Source organism: Anaerotruncus massiliensis (ex Togo et al. 2026) (assembly GCF_900199635.1).
Classification (GTDB): domain Bacteria; phylum Bacillota; class Clostridia; order Oscillospirales; family Ruminococcaceae; genus Anaerotruncus; species Anaerotruncus massiliensis.
Map to the genome: position 1 here is coordinate 1,964,694 of NZ_LT962687.1, position 19,836 is coordinate 1,984,529.

Annotated in this window: 21 protein-coding genes and 1 pseudogene; 8 read left to right on the forward strand and 14 right to left on the reverse strand. The window is 64.8% G+C overall.

All coding sequences use genetic code 11. The features are described 5' to 3' along the window. Positions 1-4: 4 nt before the first annotated feature. A pseudogene (gene trxA, locus C1A13_RS09715) lies at positions 5-319 on the reverse strand (thioredoxin); the annotation flags it as partial. A gap of 160 nt (positions 320-479) precedes the next feature. Between trxA and C1A13_RS09720 the strand changes: the two are divergent. From C1A13_RS09720 to C1A13_RS09730, 3 genes are all read left to right on the forward strand, one after another. Beyond that, entirely contained in the window at positions 480-1,388 is a 909-nt protein-coding gene (locus C1A13_RS09720) for an SDR family oxidoreductase (RefSeq protein WP_101551498.1), read from the forward strand. A gap of 104 nt (positions 1,389-1,492) precedes the next feature. Continuing rightward, positions 1,493-1,876 (forward strand): desulfoferrodoxin family protein, encoded by a 384-nt coding sequence (locus C1A13_RS09725; RefSeq protein WP_101551500.1) that lies wholly within the window; start codon positions 1,493-1,495, stop codon positions 1,874-1,876. A 17-nt stretch (positions 1,877-1,893) separates the two neighbouring features. Then, positions 1,894-2,076, forward strand: a complete 183-nt coding sequence (locus C1A13_RS09730) for a hypothetical protein (RefSeq protein ID WP_101551502.1) — start codon at positions 1,894-1,896, stop codon at positions 2,074-2,076. 34 nt (positions 2,077-2,110) lie between these two features. On the opposite strand, the gene C1A13_RS09735 is transcribed toward C1A13_RS09730, so the two are convergent. After that, the gene (locus C1A13_RS09735; RefSeq protein WP_101551504.1) at positions 2,111-2,323 is read right to left on the reverse strand and encodes a hypothetical protein; all 213 of its coding nucleotides are present in this window, start codon (positions 2,321-2,323) and stop codon (positions 2,111-2,113) included. 64 nt (positions 2,324-2,387) lie between these two features. On the opposite strand from C1A13_RS09735, the gene C1A13_RS09740 reads away from it, so the two are divergent. Both C1A13_RS09740 and C1A13_RS14905 read left to right on the forward strand, forming a co-directional pair. Continuing rightward, positions 2,388-2,591, forward strand: a complete 204-nt coding sequence (locus C1A13_RS09740) for a hypothetical protein (protein WP_101551506.1) — start codon at positions 2,388-2,390, stop codon at positions 2,589-2,591. Positions 2,592-2,650: 59 nt separating this feature from the next. Beyond that, positions 2,651-2,803: a hypothetical protein gene (locus C1A13_RS14905; protein ID WP_172439239.1), complete on the forward strand. Its 153-nt coding sequence runs from the start codon at positions 2,651-2,653 to the stop codon at positions 2,801-2,803. Positions 2,804-2,879: 76 nt separating this feature from the next. Here C1A13_RS14905 and C1A13_RS09745 read toward each other — a convergent pair whose 3' ends face one another. The 8 genes from C1A13_RS09745 to C1A13_RS09780 all read right to left on the reverse strand — a co-directional run bounded on the left by C1A13_RS09745 (position 2,880) and on the right by C1A13_RS09780 (position 13,394). Next, the gene (locus tag C1A13_RS09745; RefSeq protein ID WP_242970849.1) at positions 2,880-4,742 is read right to left on the reverse strand and encodes a putative bifunctional diguanylate cyclase/phosphodiesterase; all 1,863 of its coding nucleotides are present in this window, start codon (positions 4,740-4,742) and stop codon (positions 2,880-2,882) included. 251 nt (positions 4,743-4,993) lie between these two features. Then, positions 4,994-5,593 carry a GNAT family N-acetyltransferase gene (locus C1A13_RS09750; protein WP_101551508.1) on the reverse strand — a complete coding sequence of 200 codons (600 nt, stop codon included), beginning with the start codon at positions 5,591-5,593 and terminating at the stop codon, positions 4,994-4,996. A 68-nt stretch (positions 5,594-5,661) separates the two neighbouring features. Then, on the reverse strand, positions 5,662-6,333 hold the full coding sequence (locus C1A13_RS09755) for an HAD family hydrolase (protein WP_101551510.1): 672 nt from the start codon (positions 6,331-6,333) through the stop codon (positions 5,662-5,664). Positions 6,334-6,479: 146 nt separating this feature from the next. Further along, positions 6,480-7,661 carry an ABC transporter permease gene (locus C1A13_RS09760; RefSeq protein WP_101551512.1) on the reverse strand — a complete coding sequence of 394 codons (1,182 nt, stop codon included), beginning with the start codon at positions 7,659-7,661 and terminating at the stop codon, positions 6,480-6,482. After that, positions 7,658-9,049 carry an efflux RND transporter periplasmic adaptor subunit gene (locus C1A13_RS09765; protein ID WP_172439240.1) on the reverse strand — a complete coding sequence of 464 codons (1,392 nt, stop codon included), beginning with the start codon at positions 9,047-9,049 and terminating at the stop codon, positions 7,658-7,660. Before C1A13_RS09765 ends, C1A13_RS09760 begins: the two co-directional genes overlap by 4 nt. A 5-nt stretch (positions 9,050-9,054) precedes the next feature. Continuing rightward, positions 9,055-9,903 carry a carbohydrate ABC transporter permease gene (locus C1A13_RS09770; RefSeq protein ID WP_101551517.1) on the reverse strand — a complete coding sequence of 283 codons (849 nt, stop codon included), beginning with the start codon at positions 9,901-9,903 and terminating at the stop codon, positions 9,055-9,057. Between the two features lie 145 nt (positions 9,904-10,048). Beyond that, positions 10,049-10,894, reverse strand: coding sequence for a carbohydrate ABC transporter permease (locus tag C1A13_RS09775; RefSeq protein ID WP_347295261.1), 846 nt, complete (start codon positions 10,892-10,894; stop codon positions 10,049-10,051). A 4-nt stretch (positions 10,895-10,898) separates the two neighbouring features. Beyond that, complete coding sequence (locus C1A13_RS09780) at positions 10,899-13,394, reverse strand: ABC transporter substrate-binding protein (protein ID WP_101551521.1); 2,496 nt, start codon at positions 13,392-13,394, stop codon at positions 10,899-10,901. A gap of 159 nt (positions 13,395-13,553) precedes the next feature. Here C1A13_RS09780 and C1A13_RS09785 point away from each other — a divergent pair, with 159 nt between their 5' ends. Then, positions 13,554-14,234: a response regulator transcription factor gene (locus C1A13_RS09785; RefSeq protein WP_101551523.1), complete on the forward strand. Its 681-nt coding sequence runs from the start codon at positions 13,554-13,556 to the stop codon at positions 14,232-14,234. Next, on the forward strand, positions 14,227-15,525 hold the full coding sequence (locus tag C1A13_RS09790; protein WP_101551525.1) for a sensor histidine kinase: 1,299 nt from the start codon (positions 14,227-14,229) through the stop codon (positions 15,523-15,525). The genes C1A13_RS09785 and C1A13_RS09790 overlap by 8 nt, the downstream gene beginning before the upstream one ends. 81 nt (positions 15,526-15,606) lie before the next feature. On the opposite strand, the gene C1A13_RS09795 is transcribed toward C1A13_RS09790, so the two are convergent. The 3 genes from C1A13_RS09795 to C1A13_RS09805 all read right to left on the reverse strand — a co-directional run bounded on the left by C1A13_RS09795 (position 15,607) and on the right by C1A13_RS09805 (position 17,355). Beyond that, the gene (locus C1A13_RS09795; RefSeq protein WP_101551527.1) at positions 15,607-15,882 is read right to left on the reverse strand and encodes a hypothetical protein; all 276 of its coding nucleotides are present in this window, start codon (positions 15,880-15,882) and stop codon (positions 15,607-15,609) included. A gap of 123 nt (positions 15,883-16,005) precedes the next feature. Continuing rightward, complete coding sequence (locus C1A13_RS09800; protein ID WP_172439241.1) at positions 16,006-16,491, reverse strand: sigma-70 family RNA polymerase sigma factor; 486 nt, start codon at positions 16,489-16,491, stop codon at positions 16,006-16,008. A 339-nt stretch (positions 16,492-16,830) separates the two neighbouring features. Then, a complete protein-coding gene (locus C1A13_RS09805) occupies positions 16,831-17,355 on the reverse strand; it encodes a nitroreductase family protein (RefSeq protein WP_101551531.1) in 525 nt (174 codons plus the stop codon). A gap of 147 nt (positions 17,356-17,502) precedes the next feature. Between C1A13_RS09805 and C1A13_RS09810 the strand changes: the two genes are divergently transcribed. Next, on the forward strand, positions 17,503-17,928 hold the full coding sequence (locus C1A13_RS09810; protein WP_101551533.1) for an RrF2 family transcriptional regulator: 426 nt from the start codon (positions 17,503-17,505) through the stop codon (positions 17,926-17,928). Positions 17,929-18,091: 163 nt separating this feature from the next. On the opposite strand, the gene C1A13_RS09815 is transcribed toward C1A13_RS09810, so the two are convergent. After that, on the reverse strand, positions 18,092-19,684 hold the full coding sequence (locus C1A13_RS09815; protein ID WP_101551535.1) for a peptide chain release factor 3: 1,593 nt from the start codon (positions 19,682-19,684) through the stop codon (positions 18,092-18,094). Positions 19,685-19,836: the final 152 nt, after the last annotated feature.

Sequence of the window (19,836 nt, forward strand, 5' to 3'; positions counted from 1 at the left end):
CCGATCAGCCGAGCATGTTCAGGATCGCCTGTTTGCTCTGCACGCCCACGCGGGTGGCGACCGCCTTGCCCTGCTTCATCACGACGAGGGTCGGGATGCTCATGACGCCGAACTGCGCCGCGAGCTCGGGTTGCTCGTCGACGTTCACCTTGCCGACCTTCGCGCGCCCGTCGACCTCCGCCGCCACCTGGTCCACGATCGGGGAAACCATGCGGCAGGGCCCGCACCAGGGCGCCCAGAAGTCCAGGAGCACCGCCTGGTCGGACTGTAAAACCTCTGTGGTGAAATTATCCTTGGTCAAAGTTTTGACTGACATATCATCTGCCTCCTTGTTTTGCGGTTGTTTGGTATGGCTCTATTATATACCTTTTTGGTGTTGTTACGGTGACTAGGTCACACTTCCCCCGGGGGCGCATGGAAAGCGGGCCCGCGGCATATGATTCAGCATGGTACCCAACTTTATCACAAGGGGTGGCAAGATGTATCCCGTCTACGACTATCTCAAAACCGAAACGAAATGCGAGGAGGTGCCCGTCGCCTTCCCGCCCCAGCAGCAGGACCGCCAGCCGGGCATGGAGGCCGTCATGCAGCCCCGGCCGATCTCGGAGAACGCCTGCGCCGCCGGGGGCGGCCGCCTGTGCGACCGGGTCGCGCTCATCACCGGGGGCGACAGCGGCATCGGGCGCGCCGTCGCCTACGCCTTCGCGAAGGAGGGCGCGGACGTGGCGGTCGCCTACCTCTGCGAGGAGCAGGACGCCGCCGAGACGAAAGCCCATGTCGAGGAGCTCGGGCGGCGGTGCCTGCTGCTGCCCGGCGACCTGCGCGACCCCGCCTGCTGCCGCGCCGCCGTCGAGCGGACGGTGGGGTGCTACGGCAAGCTGAACGTTCTCGTCAACAACCACGCCGTCCAATTCATCCGCCGGAGCATCCTGGACATCACCCGAGAGCAGCTTCTCGCCACCTTTGAAACGAATATCCTCTCCTATTTCTATCTCATCCAGGCCGCGCTCCCCCATCTCGGCCGCGGCAGCTCGATCATCAACACCACCTCCGTCACCGCCTACGCGGGCGAGCCGCTGCTCATCGATTACAGCGCCACCAAGGGCGCGGTCATGGCGCTCACCCGTTCCCTCTCCCTCTCGCTCGAGGGACAGGGCGTGCGCGTCAACGCCGTCGCCCCCGGCCCCATCTGGACCCCGCTCATCCCCGCCTCCTACTCCGCGCGGGAGGTCCAGACCTTCGGCACCGATACCTCCCGCGTGCCCATGCTGCGCGCCGGACAGCCGTTCGAGGTTGCCTCCAGCTACGTCTTCCTCGCGTCGGACGACGCGAGCTATATGAGCGGCCAGGTCCTGCACCCCAACGGCGGGAAGATCGTCGGGTCCTGAAGACGCGCAAAATCGAAAACGCCCGTTTGACAACGGGCGTTTTTTTGCATATTTTCCTGCCGCGCGCAAACAATAATCCCATCAAAAATCCGGGAGGTCACGCTATGGAACATCCAACCTTCCTCTACTGTGAGGACTGTAAAAAAATCGCCACCGTCATCGAGGGCAGCCCGACGCTCGCCTGCTGCGGCGACCCGATGAAGGCGCTGCGCGCCAACACGTCGGACGGCGCCGCCGAAAAGCATGTCCCCGTCGTCAAAAAGCAGGGAAGCACCGTTGAAGTCTGCGTCGGCGACGTGCCGCATCCGATGAGCAGGGAGCACAGCATCGGCTGGGTCTGCCTCGTCACGAAGGAGGGCTGGCAGCTCAAAAAGCTGCCCGTCGACCGCGACCCGGTCGCAAAGTTCGCCCTCTCCGAAGGCGACGCGCCCGAGGCGGCCTACGCCTGGTGCAACCTGCACGGCCTGTGGAAGGCCGACATCCATTAAATCTGCGAGGTGAGAGTATGCCCAGATCCAACTATCCCGGCGGGCTGAACGAAATGCTCAGCTGCGACGATACCGCCAAATCCTATTTCATGTCCCTGCCCGACTACGTGCAGGGGATGATCCAGCAGCGCTGCGGCAACGTCCACAGCATCGACGAGCTGCACCGCTACGCCGAAAACCTCATGGCCGGCGACAAATAAAAAACGGCGGAGGGTGCGCCCTCCGCCGAAAAAGCTACAGTTCTTTGAGCCGCGCGACCACCCGGTCGAGCTGCGCCCGCGGGACGAAGCGCCCCGCGTACTGCATCGCCGTGCCCAGCTGCATGCCGCGGAACCGCGCCGCCATCGGGCTGGCGAGCACCTTTGGGTAGGCGCGCTGTATCATCGCGCGCGCGTTCGGATTGGCGAGGATCTCGCCGATCGTGATGCGCCCGTTTCTCAAATCCATTGCTTCACCTCCCCGTTTGGGGGATAGCCCATTGTATGCCGCGCGGCGGAAAGGAGTTCCCACCATGCAAAACTATGCCAACGGTCCCGAGATCCCCATGGGGTTCGGCATGGCGCTCGCCGAAAACATGCCCGCCATGGAGTATTTCGCCTCGCTGAGCCACGAGCAGCAGCAGGCCGTCATCGCGCACACCCACCAGATCCGCTCCAAAAAGGAGATGCAGGCCTACGTCCGCAGCCTTGTGGAGCAGCCGCCCTCCTTTTATTAGGAGAACTTTCCAGTTTAGGGGGCTTTCCCCCGTCCATACTATTACCGGAGGTGGCAAACATGCCCGAATGTTTTGAAAATCCGCAGATGCAGCAGTATTTTTCCTCCCTGCCCGTCTATGTTCAGGAGACGATCAAGCAGAGCGCGCCCAAGATTACCAACGAGGACGAGCTCCGCAAGTTCGCGGAAAACCTGATGCAGAGCAACGGATAAAGCCCGAAGGCCCCCCGCTGAAGCGGGGGGCCTTCGCTTTTTCCGGGCCGGCCGGCACGCCGAATAACGCGTGCCGTCAACCCGGGGCTTGCTCTTTTCCGCAGCGGGAGGGCGCGGGGGCCTCCTCCTGGCGCCGCAGCTCCCGTTCATAGTCCTCCTGTGTCATGGGGTGGTAGAAGACGAAGCCCTGGACATAGTCGCAGCCCACTTCCCGCAGCCGCCGCACCTGCTCCGGCGTCTCGATCCCCTCCGCCACCGTGTGGATGTGAAACCTGTGCACCAAATCGACGACGCCCTGGATGATGGCCCACTCCCGCTCCTCGTCCGTCCCGTCCTCGAAGAAAAAGCGGTCGATCTTCAGCGTGTCCGCCGGCAGGTCCTTCAGCAGGCTCAGGGAGGAGTAGCCCTTGCCAAAATCGTCGATCGAGCAGGCAAATCCCGCCTGCTTCAGCGCGTTGACCGTCCGGAGGAGCAGGCCGGCGTTGTCGAGGACGATGGACTCGGTGAACTCGATCTCCAACAGCTCCGGAGGGATTTGGAACCTGTCCCGGATCTCCACATAGCGGTCCACGAACCCCTCGTCATAGAACTGCAGCCGGGACACGTTGACGGATACCGGCAGCGCGGACTCTCCCGCGTCCAGCCGGCCGCGCAGCCAGCGGCAGACCTCCTCCATGACGTACTGGTCCAATTGCCCGATCATGAACTTCCGCTCAAAGACCGGGATGAACTGATCGGGCGGGATGACCCGCCCCCCGCTGAGCTTCCAGCGGACCAGCGCCTCGGAGGAGGCGATCCTCCCCGTGCGCAGGTCCACCTTCGGCTGGTAATAGACGACGAACTCCCGGCGCTCGAGGGCGGAAGCCATCCGGCTCTCGATGTCCTTCTCCTCCCACAGCTTGCGGCGGATGCTGTCGTCGTAATAGACATAGTTGGGGCTGGTTTTGGTTTTGACCATCTTGCGCGCAAAGCCCGCCCGGTCCATGAGCCCCCCGACGCCGAGCTTTTCGACCACGTCCCCCACGCAGCAGATTCCGCAACAGGTGGACAGGCTCTGCCGTCCGGGCGAGCTGCGCATATACGCGGTAATCTTCCGGTCGGCCTCCCGCTGGCGCGCGGCCGCCTCCTCCTTCCGGTCATACCGCAGCAGCAGCACGAAATTGTCGGCCGAGACCCGGCCGCACAATTCCCGCTCCCGCAGCCCGGCGCGAAGGATCTCCCCATACCGGGCCAGCACCTCGTCGCCGTAGGCGTACCCGAACATGTCGTTGATATACTTGAAATCCACGAAATCCGTACAGATCACGGCGTACCGCTCATTCCCCGCCCGGTCCAGCAGGGTCTGGGCCTTCTCCTTGAAGGCGTCGATCTGGTAGGCCCCGGTCAGCGGATCCCGCTGCGCCAGATCGCTCAGCCGCTGGTTGGTGCTCTCCAGCAGGAGCAGCTTTTTCGAGGCCGCCCAGAAGATGAACAACCAGGTCGCCAGCATGATGCCCAGCATGACGGCGCACGCCGCCAGCAGGGTTTTCGACTGGCGGGTGGTATAGGCCTCGGCGGCAAAGACCGTGTCGTTGGCCTGCTCGAAATAGCGTTCGCTCAGCGTGAGCAGCGGCCCGCTGTCCTCCGCTCCCGCCCGGTACGCGTCGATGTGGTCCTTCACCTGGACCCACATGCCCTTGAGTTCCTCCAGCTCCCGCCGGTACGCCGCGTCCTTGGGGTACGGCAGGCCGTATTTCCCGCCCTCTCCGGACAGGTCCGCCAGGATGCCGTCCAGATATTCCACAAGGCCGTCGCTTGGTTGGTCCATCAGCTCCAGCTTCACCAGCCGCTGCGTGGCGCCCCGCACAATGCCCACATAGTTGATCAGCCTGCCGTAGCACTGCACCTGTGTGACCGCGTGGACCGTTATGCCGCCCAGCAGCAGCAAAGAAATGAACAAAGAAATAAGGCCGCCCTTTGCGTATCGCCTCACGACGCTCATCCCCCACCGCTTCCGCCGGCCGCCCAGAACAGATCGCTGCCGATCCGGCTATCGTTGTTACAGTTAAGCAACATTATACTGTAATCGACGGGAATAAGCAAGTTTTTTGTGACAACATCATGGATCCTGTGGGAAAACGGCACCCACGCGCAAACAATACGATAAAACAGCCGCCCGTCCGGGCGGCTGTTTTAATCCCGTGAGCCCGGTCATACGGCCGTTTCTACAAAATGCACGGCGGAATGATCCCAATACTTTCGGTAAACGACTTCATCTTGTTTTCCATGAAAATTCAACTGGTACATCCGGAATGTCACCGGAATATTTTTCGGCTGCCACTGCTCCTCGTAGGAATATTGATAGCGCATCCCCAACCGGACCATGACCGCGCCGCTGCGCGGATTGTTCCGGTCGTGCGTAGCGGTAACGTATGGAAGCCCGTCCGCCTTTACACGCTCGATGACAGCCCCGCACGCCTCGGTCACAATACCCCCGTGCCAGAACTCTTTGCGCAGCCCATAACCCAAATCATGGTGTTCTTCCATGCTGACGTTCACATAACCGATCGGAATGTTGTCACTTTTCAGACAAACGGCGTATTGATAGGCCCGCTCCTGCCTGTAGCGTTCCGCGTACCGCTCCTGCCAGAAGGCCCGTGCTTCATCCATGGACCGTAATGGAAACCACGGCAGAAAACGGTTTACCTCCCCGTCGCTGAAAATGGCAAACAAAGCGGGCAAGTCGTCTTCCGCAAATCTTCTCAAGGTCAGTCGCTCTGTCTCCAACGCGGGGGTGTTTACAGTACGCAAACCACATCACCTCGGATTTTCAATTTCTCGGCCCGCGCCTCATCCGTCCAGCGCGGACGGACGTCTCTTTATTCCCGCAGCAGGAGACGGTCGAATTCGTGGAAGTTCGGGATGACCTCATACACCTCCGGCATCCGCTCAAACGCCTCCCGCCGCTCCTCCGGGGCGACCGCGATCACCTTCCCCGCGCCCGCCGCCGCTGCCGCGCGAAGCCCCGAGACCGCGTCCTCGAAGACGATGCAGTTCTTCGGCTCGAGCCCGAGCGTCTCGGCGGCCCGCAGGTAGAAGTCCGGCGCCGGCTTCCCGAGAATGGTGCCGTCGTCGTAGACGAGCTTTTCAACGTCGAACCACCGCTCCAGGCGGAAGCTCTCGATATAAAAATCCACGTTGCCCCTGCGGGACGCGGTCGCGATCGTCCGGGGGATCCCGCGCTCGCGGAGCTCGTCCAGAAGCTCCTCCGCGCCCAGCGCGAGGTGGAAGCGCGCCGGGTCCTCCCGGCAGAGCCGCCGGTAGATCGTCTCCTTTTCCTCGACGTATTCGTCGACCTGCCGCGCGCTCAGAGCCTTCCCGGCGAGATGCTGCATGGTAAAATCGTTGTTGCGCCCGTGCACGCACTCCCGGAACTCCCCGTCGGAAATCTCCTTCCCGAACGCCTCCCGCGCGAAGAGCCGCCACGCCCGCTCCTGCTGCTCCCCGTCGAAAAAGAGCGTCCCGTTAAAATCGAAAATGACTCCCATCATAATGCCGGTTCCTCCCAGGCCGGGGGATTCCCTTCCCGCCGGCCGATTGTAATGTTCCGTTCCAGTATAATGCTCTCGGCCGAAAAATTCCAGCGTTTTGTTACCATATCCGGAAGAAAAGGGCGGAGCAGCCCGCTCCGCCCTTTTCAATCCGGTATTTTTTCCGCCGCGCGGCACGCCGCCAGCCAGAGGGGCGCCGTCAGCCAGAGCATCGGCAGGTCGCGCGCGAGCAGCTCCCCCCCGCCGACCAGCGCCACTCCCGCGAAGCTCCCGCAGAGGCAGGCCGCGAGCAGGAACGCGAAAGCCCGGGGGCCCGCCGCCGGGCGGCGCAGCGCCGGGCGCGCCGCCAAGAGGAGCGCGGCGAGCGAGCAGGCAGCCGCCTTGAGGAGCGCGGTCAGCAGCAGCACGTCGGGGCGCTCCTTCTTCATCCAGAGGTAATCCGTCCACTCGGCGCGCCGCTCGGTGAAGAGGGTCTCCCAGAAGGAAAAATCCGACCAGCGGGTCGGGATCAAATCCTGCGGAACCGCGGGGCGCACGCCCGCCAGCCAGAGGACGGCCGCGGCCGCGGCGACCGCTGCAATCCAGAGCAGCGCCTGCTGGACCGGCCAGTCGCGGCGGGCGCGGGCACGGCCGAAAAAGCGCACGGCGAGCGAGCAGGCCGCCGCCAGCGCGGGCAGCAGGCAGAAGAAGCGGGCGAGCGCCGCGAGGCCGCCGTACTGCACGATGCGTTCCCCGGGCAGGCCGTGGCGCATGGCGAATTCCTCCGCGCGCCCGCGCGGGTTTTCCTCCCCCGAAAGGTCGAGGGTGACGCGGTCGAAGAGGACCTCCGACGCGGGGTCCGCCTCCACGGCGAGGGTGGCCTCCGGCGCGTCGAAGACGCCCCGGACGGTGTAGTCCCGGCCGTTCCAGCGCACCTTCTGCCCCTCGGCGCGCGCGTCCCCGAAGAGGGAGAGCGCCGTCGTCCGGTCGATGAGACAGCCGTTCCCCGCCGCGGGCGCGAGGGAGGGGCGCGCGTCCGGCAGGAGCAGGGCGCTCTCCCCCCACAGCATGAGAACGGACACGGTGCGTTCCCGGCCGAGCGCGGGGCTTTCGACCGTCTGCCCGTCCTCCTGCCGCCAGAGGGTGAAGGCGAGCGGATGCTCCGTGCGCGCCTCGGCGGCGGCCATCTCCCGGGCTGCGGGGACTCCCGCCGGCGCGCCGCCGATTTGGAGCGCGGCGCGCTCCCCGAGCGGCGCGGCCGCCCCCGCGAAGAGGCAGGCGCCCGCCCAGAGGGCCAGCGCCAGCAGGAGCGCCAGCGGCCCCTCCAGACGGCGCAGGGCGGTGGTCATGTGGCCTCCGGGCGGACGCGGTCGTTTTCACGCACCGTCTTGTTGCCGCCCGTGATGATCCAATCGTCGGTCGTGAGCGGCCCCTCGACCGCCGCGGTCGTCTCGTTGCGGTCGAGCAGCGTCACGTCGAGCCGCTCGGCACTCTGCTCCACGCCGAGCACCGACTCGGTCTCCCGCACCGCCAGGACGTAATACCGCTCACCCTCCTTATGCAGCGCCGATACCGGCACCGTCGTGCGGTACTGCTCCGAACGGGTGGTGGCGGACAGTACCGCCGACATCCCGGCCTCCCCCTTCCCGGCGGGGAGGGAGACCGTCACTTTGGCGAAGCCGTTCTTGTCCGCCAGCGCGGCGATGCTCTCCACCGTGCCGTCCGCGCGTTTGTGGCCCGGGAGCTCGAGCTTCACCTTGTCGCCCGGCGAGAGGTACTCCCGCTCGTCGTCGGTGATCTCACAGGTGAAGCGGAACCCCGCTTCCGCACCCGCCAGCAGCAGCGCCGCTTCGTCCGCCGTCCGCTTTCCGGGCGCGACGGAGAGCGCCGTCACCGCGCCGTCGATGGGCGCGTAGATTTCGCCGCCCGCCTCGGAGAGCGCCTGGAGCCGGGAGAGCTCGAGCTGCCGGAGCCGCACGTCGATCCCGAGCGTCGCCGCGCTGTTGTCCGGGTCCTCCAGCTCCAAATCCTCCAGCACGCGCTCCGCGTCCACCTTCGCCCGGTCCTGGTCGCTCAGCGCCTCCTCATAGGCGCGCTGCTTGGCGCGGTAGTCGTCCCGCAGCGCGATATAGGTCGGATCGAGGTCCTCGTCGTCCTCGTCCTCATCCACGTCGTTGTCGTTTTTGTAGTCTCGCAGCGCCTGCCGCGCCCGGCGGCGGTCCTCCCCCGCCTGCTGCAGCTTGAGGCGGCTGCGCTCCATCGCCATGTCGTAGTCCTCCTGCGCGCGCAGGGCGGACAGTTCGTCCTTCTCCTCCCCCAGCGCGGCCTTCTGCTGCGCCTCCTGGAGCTGGAGCTGGGCGCGCTGGAGCTCGAGCTGCTTTTCCAGCACCTGCCGCGCGAGATCGTCCGCGTCGAGGGTGAACAGCAGGTCTCCCGCTTTCACCTGCTGCCCCTCGCCGACGGCAACGCTCCCCACGAGGATCCCGCCTTCCGCCGTGACCGGGCGCTCCTGCGCCGGTTCGAGCCGGCCGTCCTTCTCCACTGTGTGCGGGATGGCCGCGCGCGCGGGCTTTTCGGTCGTCACCTGCGCGACGGTCAGCGAATCGGCCGCGCGGGAGAGCAGCGTGCAGGCCAGCATGAATACGAGAAAGCCCGCCAGCAGCCGCAGGGCGCGCCGTTGGATGGTGACCGGACGGGAGCGGTCGGTTTTGTATGTAAAGATCGTTTTCAGATTCATCGGTTTCATTCCTTTATGCCCGCGGCAATAATTCCCTGTTCAAGGTAGCTCTGCCCGTAGAGGAAGACGAGGATCGCCGGGATGAGCGCCACCACCGAGGCGGCCAGCGCCAAGCCCGCACGGCCCGTCACGACCTGCGGCAGATAGAGGGAGAGCGGCCAGAGCGCTTTGGTCTTGAGATAGGTCATCGGCGGTTCGATGAGGTTCCAGCAGTCGAGGAAGCCCAGCACCACCGCCGACATCACGCCCCCCGCGCCGAGCGGCAGGCCGATCGACCAGAAGATGCGGAAGCTCCCCGCGCCGTCCAGCTCGGCCGACTCGATGAGCGCCTGCGGAATCCCCCTGAAAAACCGGTACATGATGAACACCGGAAAGGTGGAAAACGCGGCGGGCAGGATGATGCCCGTCAGCGTGTCGAGCAGGTTCAGCCGGTCGAGCACCAGATAGGTGGGCATCATCGTCACCTGGAAGGGCATGAGCATCAGCACGATATAGAGGGTGAACAGCAGGTTTTTGCAGGGGAACTCATGCCGGGCGAACCCCCACGCGGCGGGCACGCCCACCAGGAGCTGCCCGGCCAGCGTCCCGAGGGTGATCTTCACCGAGTTCCAGAACATGACGAAGAACCCGGGCGAATCGAGCAGCAGCTCCACATAGGGGCGCAGCGTCGGGTAGAGGGGGATGAGGTCCCACCGCGCGAACCCCTCCCCGCCCGAAAGCACGGGCGCGAGGCTCGCGGTAAGTTCCGCCTCCCCCATGAAGGAGCCGCCAACCAGAAAGACGATCGGCAGCCACACCGCCGCCGATAAAACCAGCGGGAGGAGAAGCGGCAGGCTTTGTCGGATTTTACGCATCACAGCCTCCTTGCGCGGATGAAAAGTTGGGGCGGGGCGGGGAAACCCCCCCCGCCCCCCCCGGGCGCGCGGGCCGCGAAGCGGCCCGAAAACGGCTTTGCCGTTTGGTTTCCCGCCCCCGCGGCGATGGGCGCGCGGCGGGCGGCTATTCCGTCTCCCACGCGCGCCGCAAAAGCAGGATGAGCAGCAGGATCACGGCCGCCACGAGCACCGCGGCCGCCGCGAGCTTATCCATCGACAGCTCGCGGAACCAGTTGCTGAAGAGGTGCTGGAGCAGGTACATGCTGCTGTGGGGATAATCCCCCGCCACGAGGTAGGCCTCGCGGAAAACCTTGAAGGAATTGAGAAAGCTCAGCACCGTGATCGTGTAGAGGGAGGGCAGCAGGTTGGGGAGCGTCACCCGCGTGAAGGTCGTCCATGCGCCCGCCCCGTCGATCGCGGCCGCCTCGTAGATGTCGGTCGAGATGTTCGCGAGCCCGGCCATCCAGAGGATGACGTCGTAGCCGAGGTTCTTCCAGATGTAGCTGCCCACCAGCACCCAGAAGGCGGCGGAGCTCTGCATCCAGTCGGTCCCCTGCCCGCCGAACGCCGTGATCCAGGAGTTGACGAGCCCGTCCGCGTGGAAGAGCGCTTTCCAGATCAGGACGATCGACGCGACGGGGATCGCCATCGGGATGAGGAAGGTGGTCTTGAAGAAGCCGGCGCGGCGGGGGTTGCCGTAGAGGATGACCGCCACGAGCAGCGAGAGGGAGATGAGCAGCGGCATGCAGAACGCCACGAACCGCAGCGTGTTGCCCGCCGCGAGGCGGAACGCCCCGTTGGAAAAGACGTCGGCATAGTTTTTGAGGCCCACGAAGGCGCCGTTCATCGCCCCGGTGAAGGAGCGCCGGACCACCTCGAGGAAGGGGGCGAGCACGAAGACGCCCACCCCCAGAAGACTCGGGAGGATGAAAAGCAGCCCCCGCATACGGCCGGCCGTACGGCTGTTCACGGCCCTACTCCGCAAGATAGATGTTGAGCTTCTCGCGCAGGGCGGTCACCGCTTCGTCAAGGGTCCGCGTCCCGTCGAAATAGCCCGCCGTCTCGTCGAGCACCATCTGTTTGACCACCTCGTCGGAGGCGGAGGGGGTGTCGAGCGCGGTGATCCAGTTCTCGGCGTTCTCCATGAACGCGTCGGAGGGCCAGGTCACCTGCAGCTCCATCGAAATCTCCTCCCCGTCCTCGCCGGTCCAGGAGGAGCCGTAATACATCCCATCCGGATCGCCCGGATTCGGGTTGACGAAGCCGTTTGAGAAGGCCGCCGCGTTGACCGGCATCCCGTCGTCAAAGTTGTTTTTCTGCACCTGCTCGGACAGGACCAGCCCGAGGAAGGCACGCGCCATATCCGTCTGCTTGCTCGCCGCGTTGACGCCGAGGATGGTGCGCGGCACGAACACGCCCGAGGTCTGGCCGGGCAGCGGGGCGAGCTCTCCGCTGCCGCGCTTGGCGATGCAGGCGTCCGGCGCCGCGAGCGCCTTCACCGAGTCGAGGCTTCCGGCCGCCGCGCCGAGCATATCATAGGTCCAGCGCAGGCCGTCCCACAGCAGATCGTAGGAGGCGCCGCCGGTATATTCATAGGCGGCCTTGCTCTCCTCCGCCTGTTCGTCGGTGGCGCTGCCGGCAATCCGCTTGAGGTCGGTCAGGAAGGCGCGGAACGCCTCCTCGTCCATCGAGCCGTCCGCCTGGAACCAAGCGGGGGAGCAGACCGGGTAGAAAAGGTCGATCATCGCGGCGGGATGGACAATACTGAGCGCGCCGCCGTGGATCCCGGGGAACCGCCCCGCCTGCGCGGCCAGCCAGTCGGCAAGCGCGGTCAGATCCTTCGCCCGCGCGGCTTCCTCATCGGCCAGGATGACCGGCACCGAGAAACGCGCTGGCACCGCGTAGATCCTGCCGTCGGCGGTCTTGAAGCTCTCCGCCTCGGCCTTCAGCCATTCGCCCGAGGCGGTCCTGCCGCCGACCGGCTCGGAGAGGTCGAGCAGGACGCCCTTTTCAACATAGCTGTCGATCGGCATGCCGTCGAGCACGAGCAGGTCGGGGCCCTTGCCGGCGAGCAGCTCGTTGGCCAGCGTGCGCAGTGCGTCCGACGCGGTCACCGCGTCGGCACCCGTCAGCGCCACGTCATAGACCACGTGCACGTCGGGGTTCTGCCGCTGGAAGAGGCCCATCGCCTGGCGGATGGTCTTGTTGTCCCGCAGGGAGAACACCCGCAACTCCTTGTCGGGCACCGTCGGGGTGTCCGCCGAATAGGTGTAGTTCATGAGCGTCCGGTCCATGCCGTCCGCGTAGAGCAGCAGCAGACTGCCGTCCTCTTTCACGATCAGGTCGGTCAGCCGAAGCGCCGGCATATTGAGGGAACAGAGTTCGCCGTCGATCAGCCGTTCGGTCACCGCGCCGTCGAGCAGGTGCCGGTAGACGCCCGTGCTGTCCGCGAAGTAGACCGCCCCGTTCTCCGGATCGGAGGCGAGCACCCGCTCGTACGACGCCGATTCGGCTATCGTCGCGACTTTCGGGCCGCCATCCTCAGGCTGCTGCCCGGCCGTGGAGAAGGAGCCGGTCTGCTCCCCCGTCGTGAGGTCGTAGAAGGTGACGATGTCGCCGTCGGTCATCGCCAGCGTGTCCTGGAGGGTCGTATAGGAAATCGAATTGGCAAAGGCCTCCGGGTCATAGAGGTGCTTGCATTCGCCGGTGGCCGGGTCAAACTGCGCGAGGACGAAGGCGCACTCCGCGATGAGGTCGCCGTTTTCCGCGACCTGCAACCCGCGCGCGCCCAGCGTCCCGTAGTCCATCTGCGCCTCCAGCGTGAAGCCGAGCTCCTCCACGTTCCCCGCCGGGTCCACCTTGACCAGCTTGGAGCTTGGCATCTGCGGGCCCGAGGTCAACCCCTCGTCCCCGTTATCCCCGGCGTCCTCCCCGTCCGTCCCGGCGGCGTCCCCTTCGGGCGCGGGGGCGTCCGAGGACGCGGAGGTCTCCGCGGATTCGGCGGCCGCGGCGGACGCGCCGCCTCCTTTGGCGGCTTCCATCTGCGCCATCAGCGCGTCAAACTCCGCCTGCGTCATCGGCATGTACTGCATGTAGAGGTTGCCCGCCCTGTCCCATGCCGCCGCTTCGACGGTGAGCAGCTCGCCCAGGCCGTCGAGCCAGGGGGTCTCCTCCTGCATCCAGCGCCTGCCGCCGTCCGTCGAGGCGTAGACGTACCACTTGCCGAGCATCATCTCCTTGTCGAGGTTGCACAGCAGCTTAATCGAGCCGTCCTCGGCGCGGTGGACGGCCGCCACATAGCCCACCCCTTCGGGGAGCGTGTATTCCTCTTCGATATAGCGGCCCATCGCCGCCTGCCCGCCCGGGGCGTCGCCGCCCGGCGCGGAGGGGGAATTGTCCCCGCAGGCGGAGAGCGCCAGCATCATGCCCGCGAGCGCCAGCGCGCCCAGCCGTTTCAGTCGCTTTCTCATATGATCGTATCCTCCAAACTGGTTGTTGGTTTTTGCCTACCGCTACTCTATCACCCGAATCTCTAAATTTTCTCCAAAGATTTAAAGGAATTTTCCAGATTCGCGTGCTATACTACAAACAGTAACGGTGGGGGAACCCGCCGCACGGAGGATATCGATATGCGGATTCTGCTCGTAGAGGACGATGTGAAGCTGTGCGAGGCGGTCGCCTTCGCGCTGAACGAGGAGGGGTTCGAGGTCGACGTCTGCCACGACGGCGACGACGGCCTGCGCTGGGCCCGGGAGGGCGCGCACGACCTCATCCTGCTCGACCGGATGCTCCCGGTCATGGACGGCGTCACCGTCCTGCGCAAGCTCCGCTCCGGCGGGATTTCCACCCCCGTCCTGCTCGTCACCGCGCTGGGCAACATCGGCCAGCGGGTCGAGGGGCTCGACGCGGGCGCGGACGACTACCTCGTCAAGCCGTTCGCCGTGGAGGAGCTGCTCGCGCGGGTGCGCGCCATGTGCCGCCGCCCCCGCCGCTGGGAGAGCTCCGACGTGACCGAATACGGCGACGTCGTCTTCGACGCCGCCAAAAAATCCCTGCGCGGTTCGTCGGGCGGCTGCGCCCTCTCCAAGCGGGAGGCCGCCCTGCTCGAAACCCTGCTCAAGAACCCCGGCCAAACCCTGCCGCGCGCCGTGCTGCTCACCCGGGTGTGGGGGCCGGACGCAGGCGTGGAGGACGGCAACCTCGACAACTATATCCACTTCCTGCGCCGCAGGCTCCGCTCGGTCGGCAGCCGCATCCTCATCCAGACGGTGCGCGGCGTCGGCTACCGGTTGGAGGAAGGCGATGTTTAAGCGGCTGCGCGTCCGGCTCACCGTCGTGTGCGCCCTCATCACCAGCGTCATCCTCATCGGCATGGCGGTCTCCTCCTTCCAGATCTCCGCCTACCAGCTCCGCCAGCGGGCGGACGAGTCCTTTGCGAGCGACCTCTCCGCCGTCCTCAGCCACCTGGGCAGCCAGCGCGTCCTCGACCACACCTGGCTTTCCCAGACGGAGGCGGGCGGCCTGCTGCTCTGCATCGAGGACGCGGGCAGGCCGCTGCTCTACCGTGGAAGCTGGACCGCGCCATTCCGCCAGGAGGTCTCCGACCGGGTCAAGCAGGCGGCGCTCGACCGCTTCGGCTTCGACGCAAACAAGCCCCCCGACACCCAGCTGCACCCCCGCACCCTCTCCTTCTCCTACGCCGACCCCTCCCTCGGCGCCTGTCACGCCGCCGTCGCGTCGGTGCCGATCCCCGGCGGGTGGGTCTCCCTCGCCCTCGTCAAGCCCAAGGCGCCCGAGCAGGCCCAGACCGCCCGCCTGAGCTGGGCGTTCACCGGGCTTTCGGCCGCCGCTGTGCTGCTGCTCTCCATCTTCTGGTGGTTTTTCGTCAAGTTCGCCATCCGTCCGGTCGAGGAGAGCCGCCGAAGGCAGATGGAGTTCGTCTCGGCGGCCTCCCACGAGCTGCGCGCCCCCCTCGCGGTCATCGGCACGAGCGCGTCGGTCATGCGGCGCGCCTCCCCCGAGCAGGCCGACCGCTTTGCCCAGACGATCTCGCAGGAGTGCTCCCGCATGTCCCGGCTGGTCGACGACATGCTCATGCTCGCCAGCGCCGACAACAGCAGCTGGTCGGTCCAGAAGGAGGAGACGGACCTCGAAACCCTCCTGCTCGACGCGGCCGAATGGTTCGAGCCCGCCGCCGCGGAAAAGCAGATCCGCATCTCCGTCTCGCTGCCCGAGGAGACCCTCCCCCGCTGCCGCTGCGACCAGCAGCGCATCCGGCAGGTGCTCTCGATCCTGGTGGACAACGCCGTCAGCTACGCCGGGGAGGGCGGCAGGGTCGTGCTCTCCGCCGGGTGGAAACGCGGGTGGTTTTCCATCCGCGTGGCCGACGACGGTCCCGGCATCCCCGACGGGGAAAAGGCGCGCGTCTTCGACCGCTTCTACCGCGCCGACAAGGCCCGCAGCGGCCGCGAGCACTACGGGCTGGGGCTGTCGATCGCGCGGGAGATCGCCGCGCTCCACCGGGGCAGGCTCACAGCCGGCGACACGCCGGGCGGCGGCGCGACCTTCACCCTTTCGCTGCCGGGCGGGAATCCGGAATAAAACAAAGGGCGCACCTTCCGGTGCGCCCTTTGTTTTGGAGAATTAGGAGATTATTTACCCAGGAAAGGGAGGAGAAAGCAATCAGACGGCGGCGTCCGCCGCGGGGATGGCCTCCCGGCGGCTCTGCGCGACCGCTTCGAGGTGCGCGCGCAGCTGCTCGGGCGTGATGTCGACGTGGTCGAGGTCGACCGAAAGCTGTTCGTGGTATTTGGCGTTCACCTGGTCGACGACGTCCTGGTATTCCGAACGGTCCGCGCCGCACCCCCCGAGGAGCAGTCCCCCCGCGATCAGCAGGGCGAGACATCCGAGGATCAGCGAGCACCAGGAGAGGACATGATCTGCAAGCAGTTTTTTCATTCCGGCGGCCTCCTTTCCAGTCACTATGGCCTTTCTACCTATCATAACGATCCGCGCGGCCAAATTCGGACAGTTTTTGTAAAAAAACCTTCCGAAAAACCGCACAAACTTTTTATCAATATTTTATGAAATCTGCTGGCCCGCCGCGACCGGCTGCCCAACGCAGGCACAGACCTTTTCCACCGCGCGGCGCAGGCGCATGCCGGCCGCCCACTCGGACATCCCCAGGATGCGCGCGATCTCGCAGACCGAGAAGTTCTGCACCGCCGACAGGACGACCAGCTCCCGGTCCTCGAAGCAGAGCCCGCCCAGCTGTTCGAGCAGCGCGGCGCCGCGCGCGTCCACCTCCTCCGCCAGCGCGGAGGAATAGCCGCCAAGTCCCCGGTCGGCCCGCTCGCACATCTTGCACAGGCGGCGCGCCGCCTCGACCGCGAAGGCCCGCTCGTCCGCCGTGCAGGCCACCGCGGCCGTCCGGGTGAACGCCTCCCCCGCCGCGCGGGCGGCGGCCTTGCCGTCCCCAAGCAGGTAGAGGGCCGCGCGGTAAAGCTGGGGCAGAAAACGCCCGTAAAGCCGGTCGAACTGCTGTTTGCCCATCGGCTGCCGCTTCATTTTGCGTCCCTCCTTCCGGTTTTCCCGCCTGGTAAATGGTTCTATCTCTTTAACCATATTTCCCATGGATATGGGACACTCTTCAGAGGGAAATTTTTCAAAGCGGACACAATCCCGGGGCGGGCCTGCGCCCGGTTTGCGCGGCTTCCCCGGCTTCCCGGGAAATACTGTACCGCTGTACTAGTGATATTAGTACTATGATACACCATAATTTCCCGGCTGTCAAGCCGGACGCACAAAATTCCCCTCCGCTCCTTGCGGATCAGACAGAAAAAGGAGACTGCCGCAGAGATCGCGGCAGTCTCCTTTTTTCGATGCTTCGGTTCCGGCTTGGGCGGGTCAGACTTTGATGATGTAGCCGGATTTCCTGGGCGCGGCGTCCGGGTGCGGGCAATCGGCATAGCCGAGCGCAATCGAGCAGACGCTCCGCATGGTTTCGGGCAGGCCCCATTTTTTGAGGAGCGCCTTGCCCTCCTCCGATTCGAACATCTCCTTGCTGCGGTGGATCCAGCAGGACCCGAGCCCGACGGCATAGGCGGCGTTCAGCAGGTTGCCGCCGATCGCCGAGCAGTCCAGCTCCCCCTGCGCGTCCTCTTCCGGCGCCATCACGAGCAGAATGGTCGGCGCGCCGTAATAGGGATGCGCGGATGCGTTTCCCATAACCTTTGCGTTCATGGCGTCCAGCGCCGCAACCGTCTCCGCGTCCTGAACGGCGACGATCACCGGGGCCTGCCTGCCGCCGGCGGTAGGCGCGTAGGTGCCGGCTTCCAGAACCGTGTCCAGCTCTTCCGCCGAAATCTGCCGGGACTGGAATTTACGGATCGAACGGCGATTTTTTAACACTTCCAAAGCTTCTTTTTTCATGGCAGACGCTCCTTTGCAGATTGAATTACAGCTGATCTGACAACAATCAATATAGCACCTTTATTTTGTAGTGTCAATAGCTACGATTGACTTCCGCGGGCTGTGGCGGTATACTGTTTTTAGTCGGGCGCAAGGGGGCCGGGAAGCATGAAGATGAATACGCAGTTTACCGTGGCGATCCACACCATGATGCTCATCATGATAAACCCGGACCGGAAAATGACGAGCGAAATGATCTCGGAGAGCACCGGCGCCAACCCCGTTCTCATCCGCCAGATTTTCGGGAAGCTGAAGACCGCCGGCCTGCTGCAGATTTCCACGGGGCGCGGCATAACCAAACTGGCAAAGGCCCCCGATGAAATCAACCTGTGGGACGTCTATACGGCCGTGGAGGGAGACCACGCGGACGAGCTGTTTACCTTTCACCAGAACATCTCCAAGGAATGCCGGGTCGGGTGCTCCTTCAAGGAGATTTTGAATCCCCATGTCGACAAAGCCCTCCGGGCGATGAAGGACGAACTGTCGGCCGTGTCCTTGGAGCAGCTCCTGCGGGAATGGGACGCAATCAAATAAATCCCGCCGTTTACAAACGCCCTCCATTGGGAGGAAGAAAACGACGGCCGCCTCCGTAGAGGCGGCCGTCGTTTTGATGTGCACCGGCGACGGGAACCGGCCGGGAGGCGAAAAGGGGCGCGGCCGCTTTGCGGCCGCGCCCCGGACGGTCCGGTTGGTTCCGTCAACGCCCGAACTCGGAGAGCTCGAGCCATTTGTTGTGCTCCTGCGCCCAGCGGATGTTCCACTCGTCGGTGAAGAGGAGCAGGTAGCGGTCCTTAAAATCCTGGACCAGCTTGGTGTCGGAGGAGATGTCGAGCTGTTTGGGGTCGAACTCCTCGTTTTCGATCCAGCGGATATACTGGTAGGAGAGCCCGTCGCGGCGGATGTCCACGCCGTACTCGTTTTTGAGGCGGTACTCGAGCACCTCGAACTGGAGCACGCCGACCACGCCGACGATGACCTCCTCCATGCCGGTGTTCGGCTCGTGGAAGATCTGGATGGCGCCCTCCTGGGCGATCTGCGTCGTACCCTTGACGAACTGCTTGCGCTTGAGGGTGTCGGTCTGGCGGATGCGCGCGAAGTGCTCGGGCGCGAAGGTCGGGATGCCCGCGAACTCAAACTTACGGTTCGCCGTGCAGATCGTGTCCCCGATCGAAAAAACGCCCGGGTCGAACACGCCGATGATGTCCCCCGCGTAGGCCCTGTCGATGATCTCGCGGTCCTGCGCCATCAGCTGCTGGGGCTGGGAGAGCTTGATCTTCCGCTCCCCCTGGACGTGGTAATACTCCTGCGTCTTGTCGAACTCCCCCGAGCAGATCCGCATGAACGCCACGCGGTCGCGGTGGGCCTTGTTCATGTTCGCCTGGATTTTGAAGACGAACGCCGAGAAGCCGGGATCGAACGGATCGATCTCCCCCTCGCTGCTTCCGCGCGGCAGGGGCGGCGTGGTCATCTTGAGGAAGTCCTCCAAAAACGGCTCGACGCCGAAATTGGTGAGCGCGGAACCGAAAAACACGGGCGAGAGCTTTCCGTGGCGCACCTCGTCCATATCGAATTCGTAGGAGGCGCCGTCAAGCAGCTCCACGTCGTCCACCAGCGTTTCCCGCAGGCTCTCGCCGAGCATCTCGCCCAGACGCGCGTCCGACATCGAGAGCTCGACCTTTTCCACCTGACGCACCCCGTTGGCGGTGCCGTCCCCCAAAAAGGAGATGATCTCCCGCTTGTGGCGGTCGTAGACCCCTTTGAATTCCCTGCCGCAGCCGATCGGCCAGTTGACCGGGTAGGTGCGGATGCCCAGCTCCTGTTCGATCTGCTCCATCAGGTCGAACGGGTTGCGCGCCTCCCGGTCCATCTTGTTGACAAAGGTGAAGATCGGGATATCCCGCAGCAGGCAGACCTTGAAGAGCTTGCGCGTCTGCGCCTCGACGCCCTTGGCCGCGTCGATCACCATCACCGCGCTGTCCGCCGCCATCAGCGTGCGGTAGGTGTCCTCCGAGAAGTCCTGGTGTCCCGGCGTGTCGAGGATGTTGATGCAGTAGCCCTCGTAGTTGAACTGCATGACCGACGAGGTCACCGAGATGCCGCGCTGCTTTTCGATCTCCATCCAGTCGCTCACCGCGTGGCGGGCGTTTTTCTTTCCCTTGACCGCGCCCGCGAGCTGGATCGCCCCGCCGTACAGCAGGAACTTTTCCGTCAGCGTGGTCTTACCGGCGTCCGGGTGCGAGATAATCGCAAAGGTCCGCCGCCGTTCAATTTCGTTTCTGATGTCTGCCAATCGAATTCCTCCAAAATCTCCGTATGCTCTAACCTTGTTATATTACCATTTTTGCCCGCCGCGCGCAAGACATACCGGGAAATTCACGGACACCCGCCCACACACGGCGAAAAAACGCAGGGGCGGGGGTCCGTGAATTTCCCGGTATGTCT

Bases quoted from the DNA above. Each gene is read 5' to 3' on its own strand.
- C1A13_RS09800 (WP_172439241.1), bottom strand. From the start codon at position 16,491: ATGAAGCGGCAGCCGATGGGCAAACAGCAGTTCGACCGGCTTTACGGG.
- C1A13_RS09725 (WP_101551500.1), top strand. From the start codon at position 1,493: ATGGAACATCCAACCTTCCTCTACTGTGAGGACTGTAAAAAAATCGCC.
- C1A13_RS09760 (WP_101551512.1), bottom strand. From the start codon at position 7,661: ATGACCACCGCCCTGCGCCGTCTGGAGGGGCCGCTGGCGCTCCTGCTG.
- C1A13_RS09785 (WP_101551523.1), top strand. From the start codon at position 13,554: ATGCGGATTCTGCTCGTAGAGGACGATGTGAAGCTGTGCGAGGCGGTC.
- C1A13_RS09740 (WP_101551506.1), top strand. From the start codon at position 2,388: ATGCAAAACTATGCCAACGGTCCCGAGATCCCCATGGGGTTCGGCATG.
- C1A13_RS09790 (WP_101551525.1), top strand. From the start codon at position 14,227: ATGTTTAAGCGGCTGCGCGTCCGGCTCACCGTCGTGTGCGCCCTCATC.
- C1A13_RS14905 (WP_172439239.1), top strand. From the start codon at position 2,651: ATGCCCGAATGTTTTGAAAATCCGCAGATGCAGCAGTATTTTTCCTCC.
- C1A13_RS09795 (WP_101551527.1), bottom strand. From the start codon at position 15,882: ATGAAAAAACTGCTTGCAGATCATGTCCTCTCCTGGTGCTCGCTGATC.
- C1A13_RS09765 (WP_172439240.1), bottom strand. From the start codon at position 9,049: ATGAATCTGAAAACGATCTTTACATACAAAACCGACCGCTCCCGTCCG.
- C1A13_RS09770 (WP_101551517.1), bottom strand. From the start codon at position 9,903: ATGCGTAAAATCCGACAAAGCCTGCCGCTTCTCCTCCCGCTGGTTTTA.
- C1A13_RS09805 (WP_101551531.1), bottom strand. From the start codon at position 17,355: ATGAAAAAAGAAGCTTTGGAAGTGTTAAAAAATCGCCGTTCGATCCGT.
- C1A13_RS09780 (WP_101551521.1), bottom strand. From the start codon at position 13,394: ATGAGAAAGCGACTGAAACGGCTGGGCGCGCTGGCGCTCGCGGGCATG.
- C1A13_RS09810 (WP_101551533.1), top strand. From the start codon at position 17,503: ATGAAGATGAATACGCAGTTTACCGTGGCGATCCACACCATGATGCTC.
- C1A13_RS09730 (WP_101551502.1), top strand. From the start codon at position 1,894: ATGCCCAGATCCAACTATCCCGGCGGGCTGAACGAAATGCTCAGCTGC.
- C1A13_RS09720 (WP_101551498.1), top strand. From the start codon at position 480: ATGTATCCCGTCTACGACTATCTCAAAACCGAAACGAAATGCGAGGAG.
- C1A13_RS09735 (WP_101551504.1), bottom strand. From the start codon at position 2,323: ATGGATTTGAGAAACGGGCGCATCACGATCGGCGAGATCCTCGCCAAT.
- C1A13_RS09755 (WP_101551510.1), bottom strand. From the start codon at position 6,333: ATGATGGGAGTCATTTTCGATTTTAACGGGACGCTCTTTTTCGACGGG.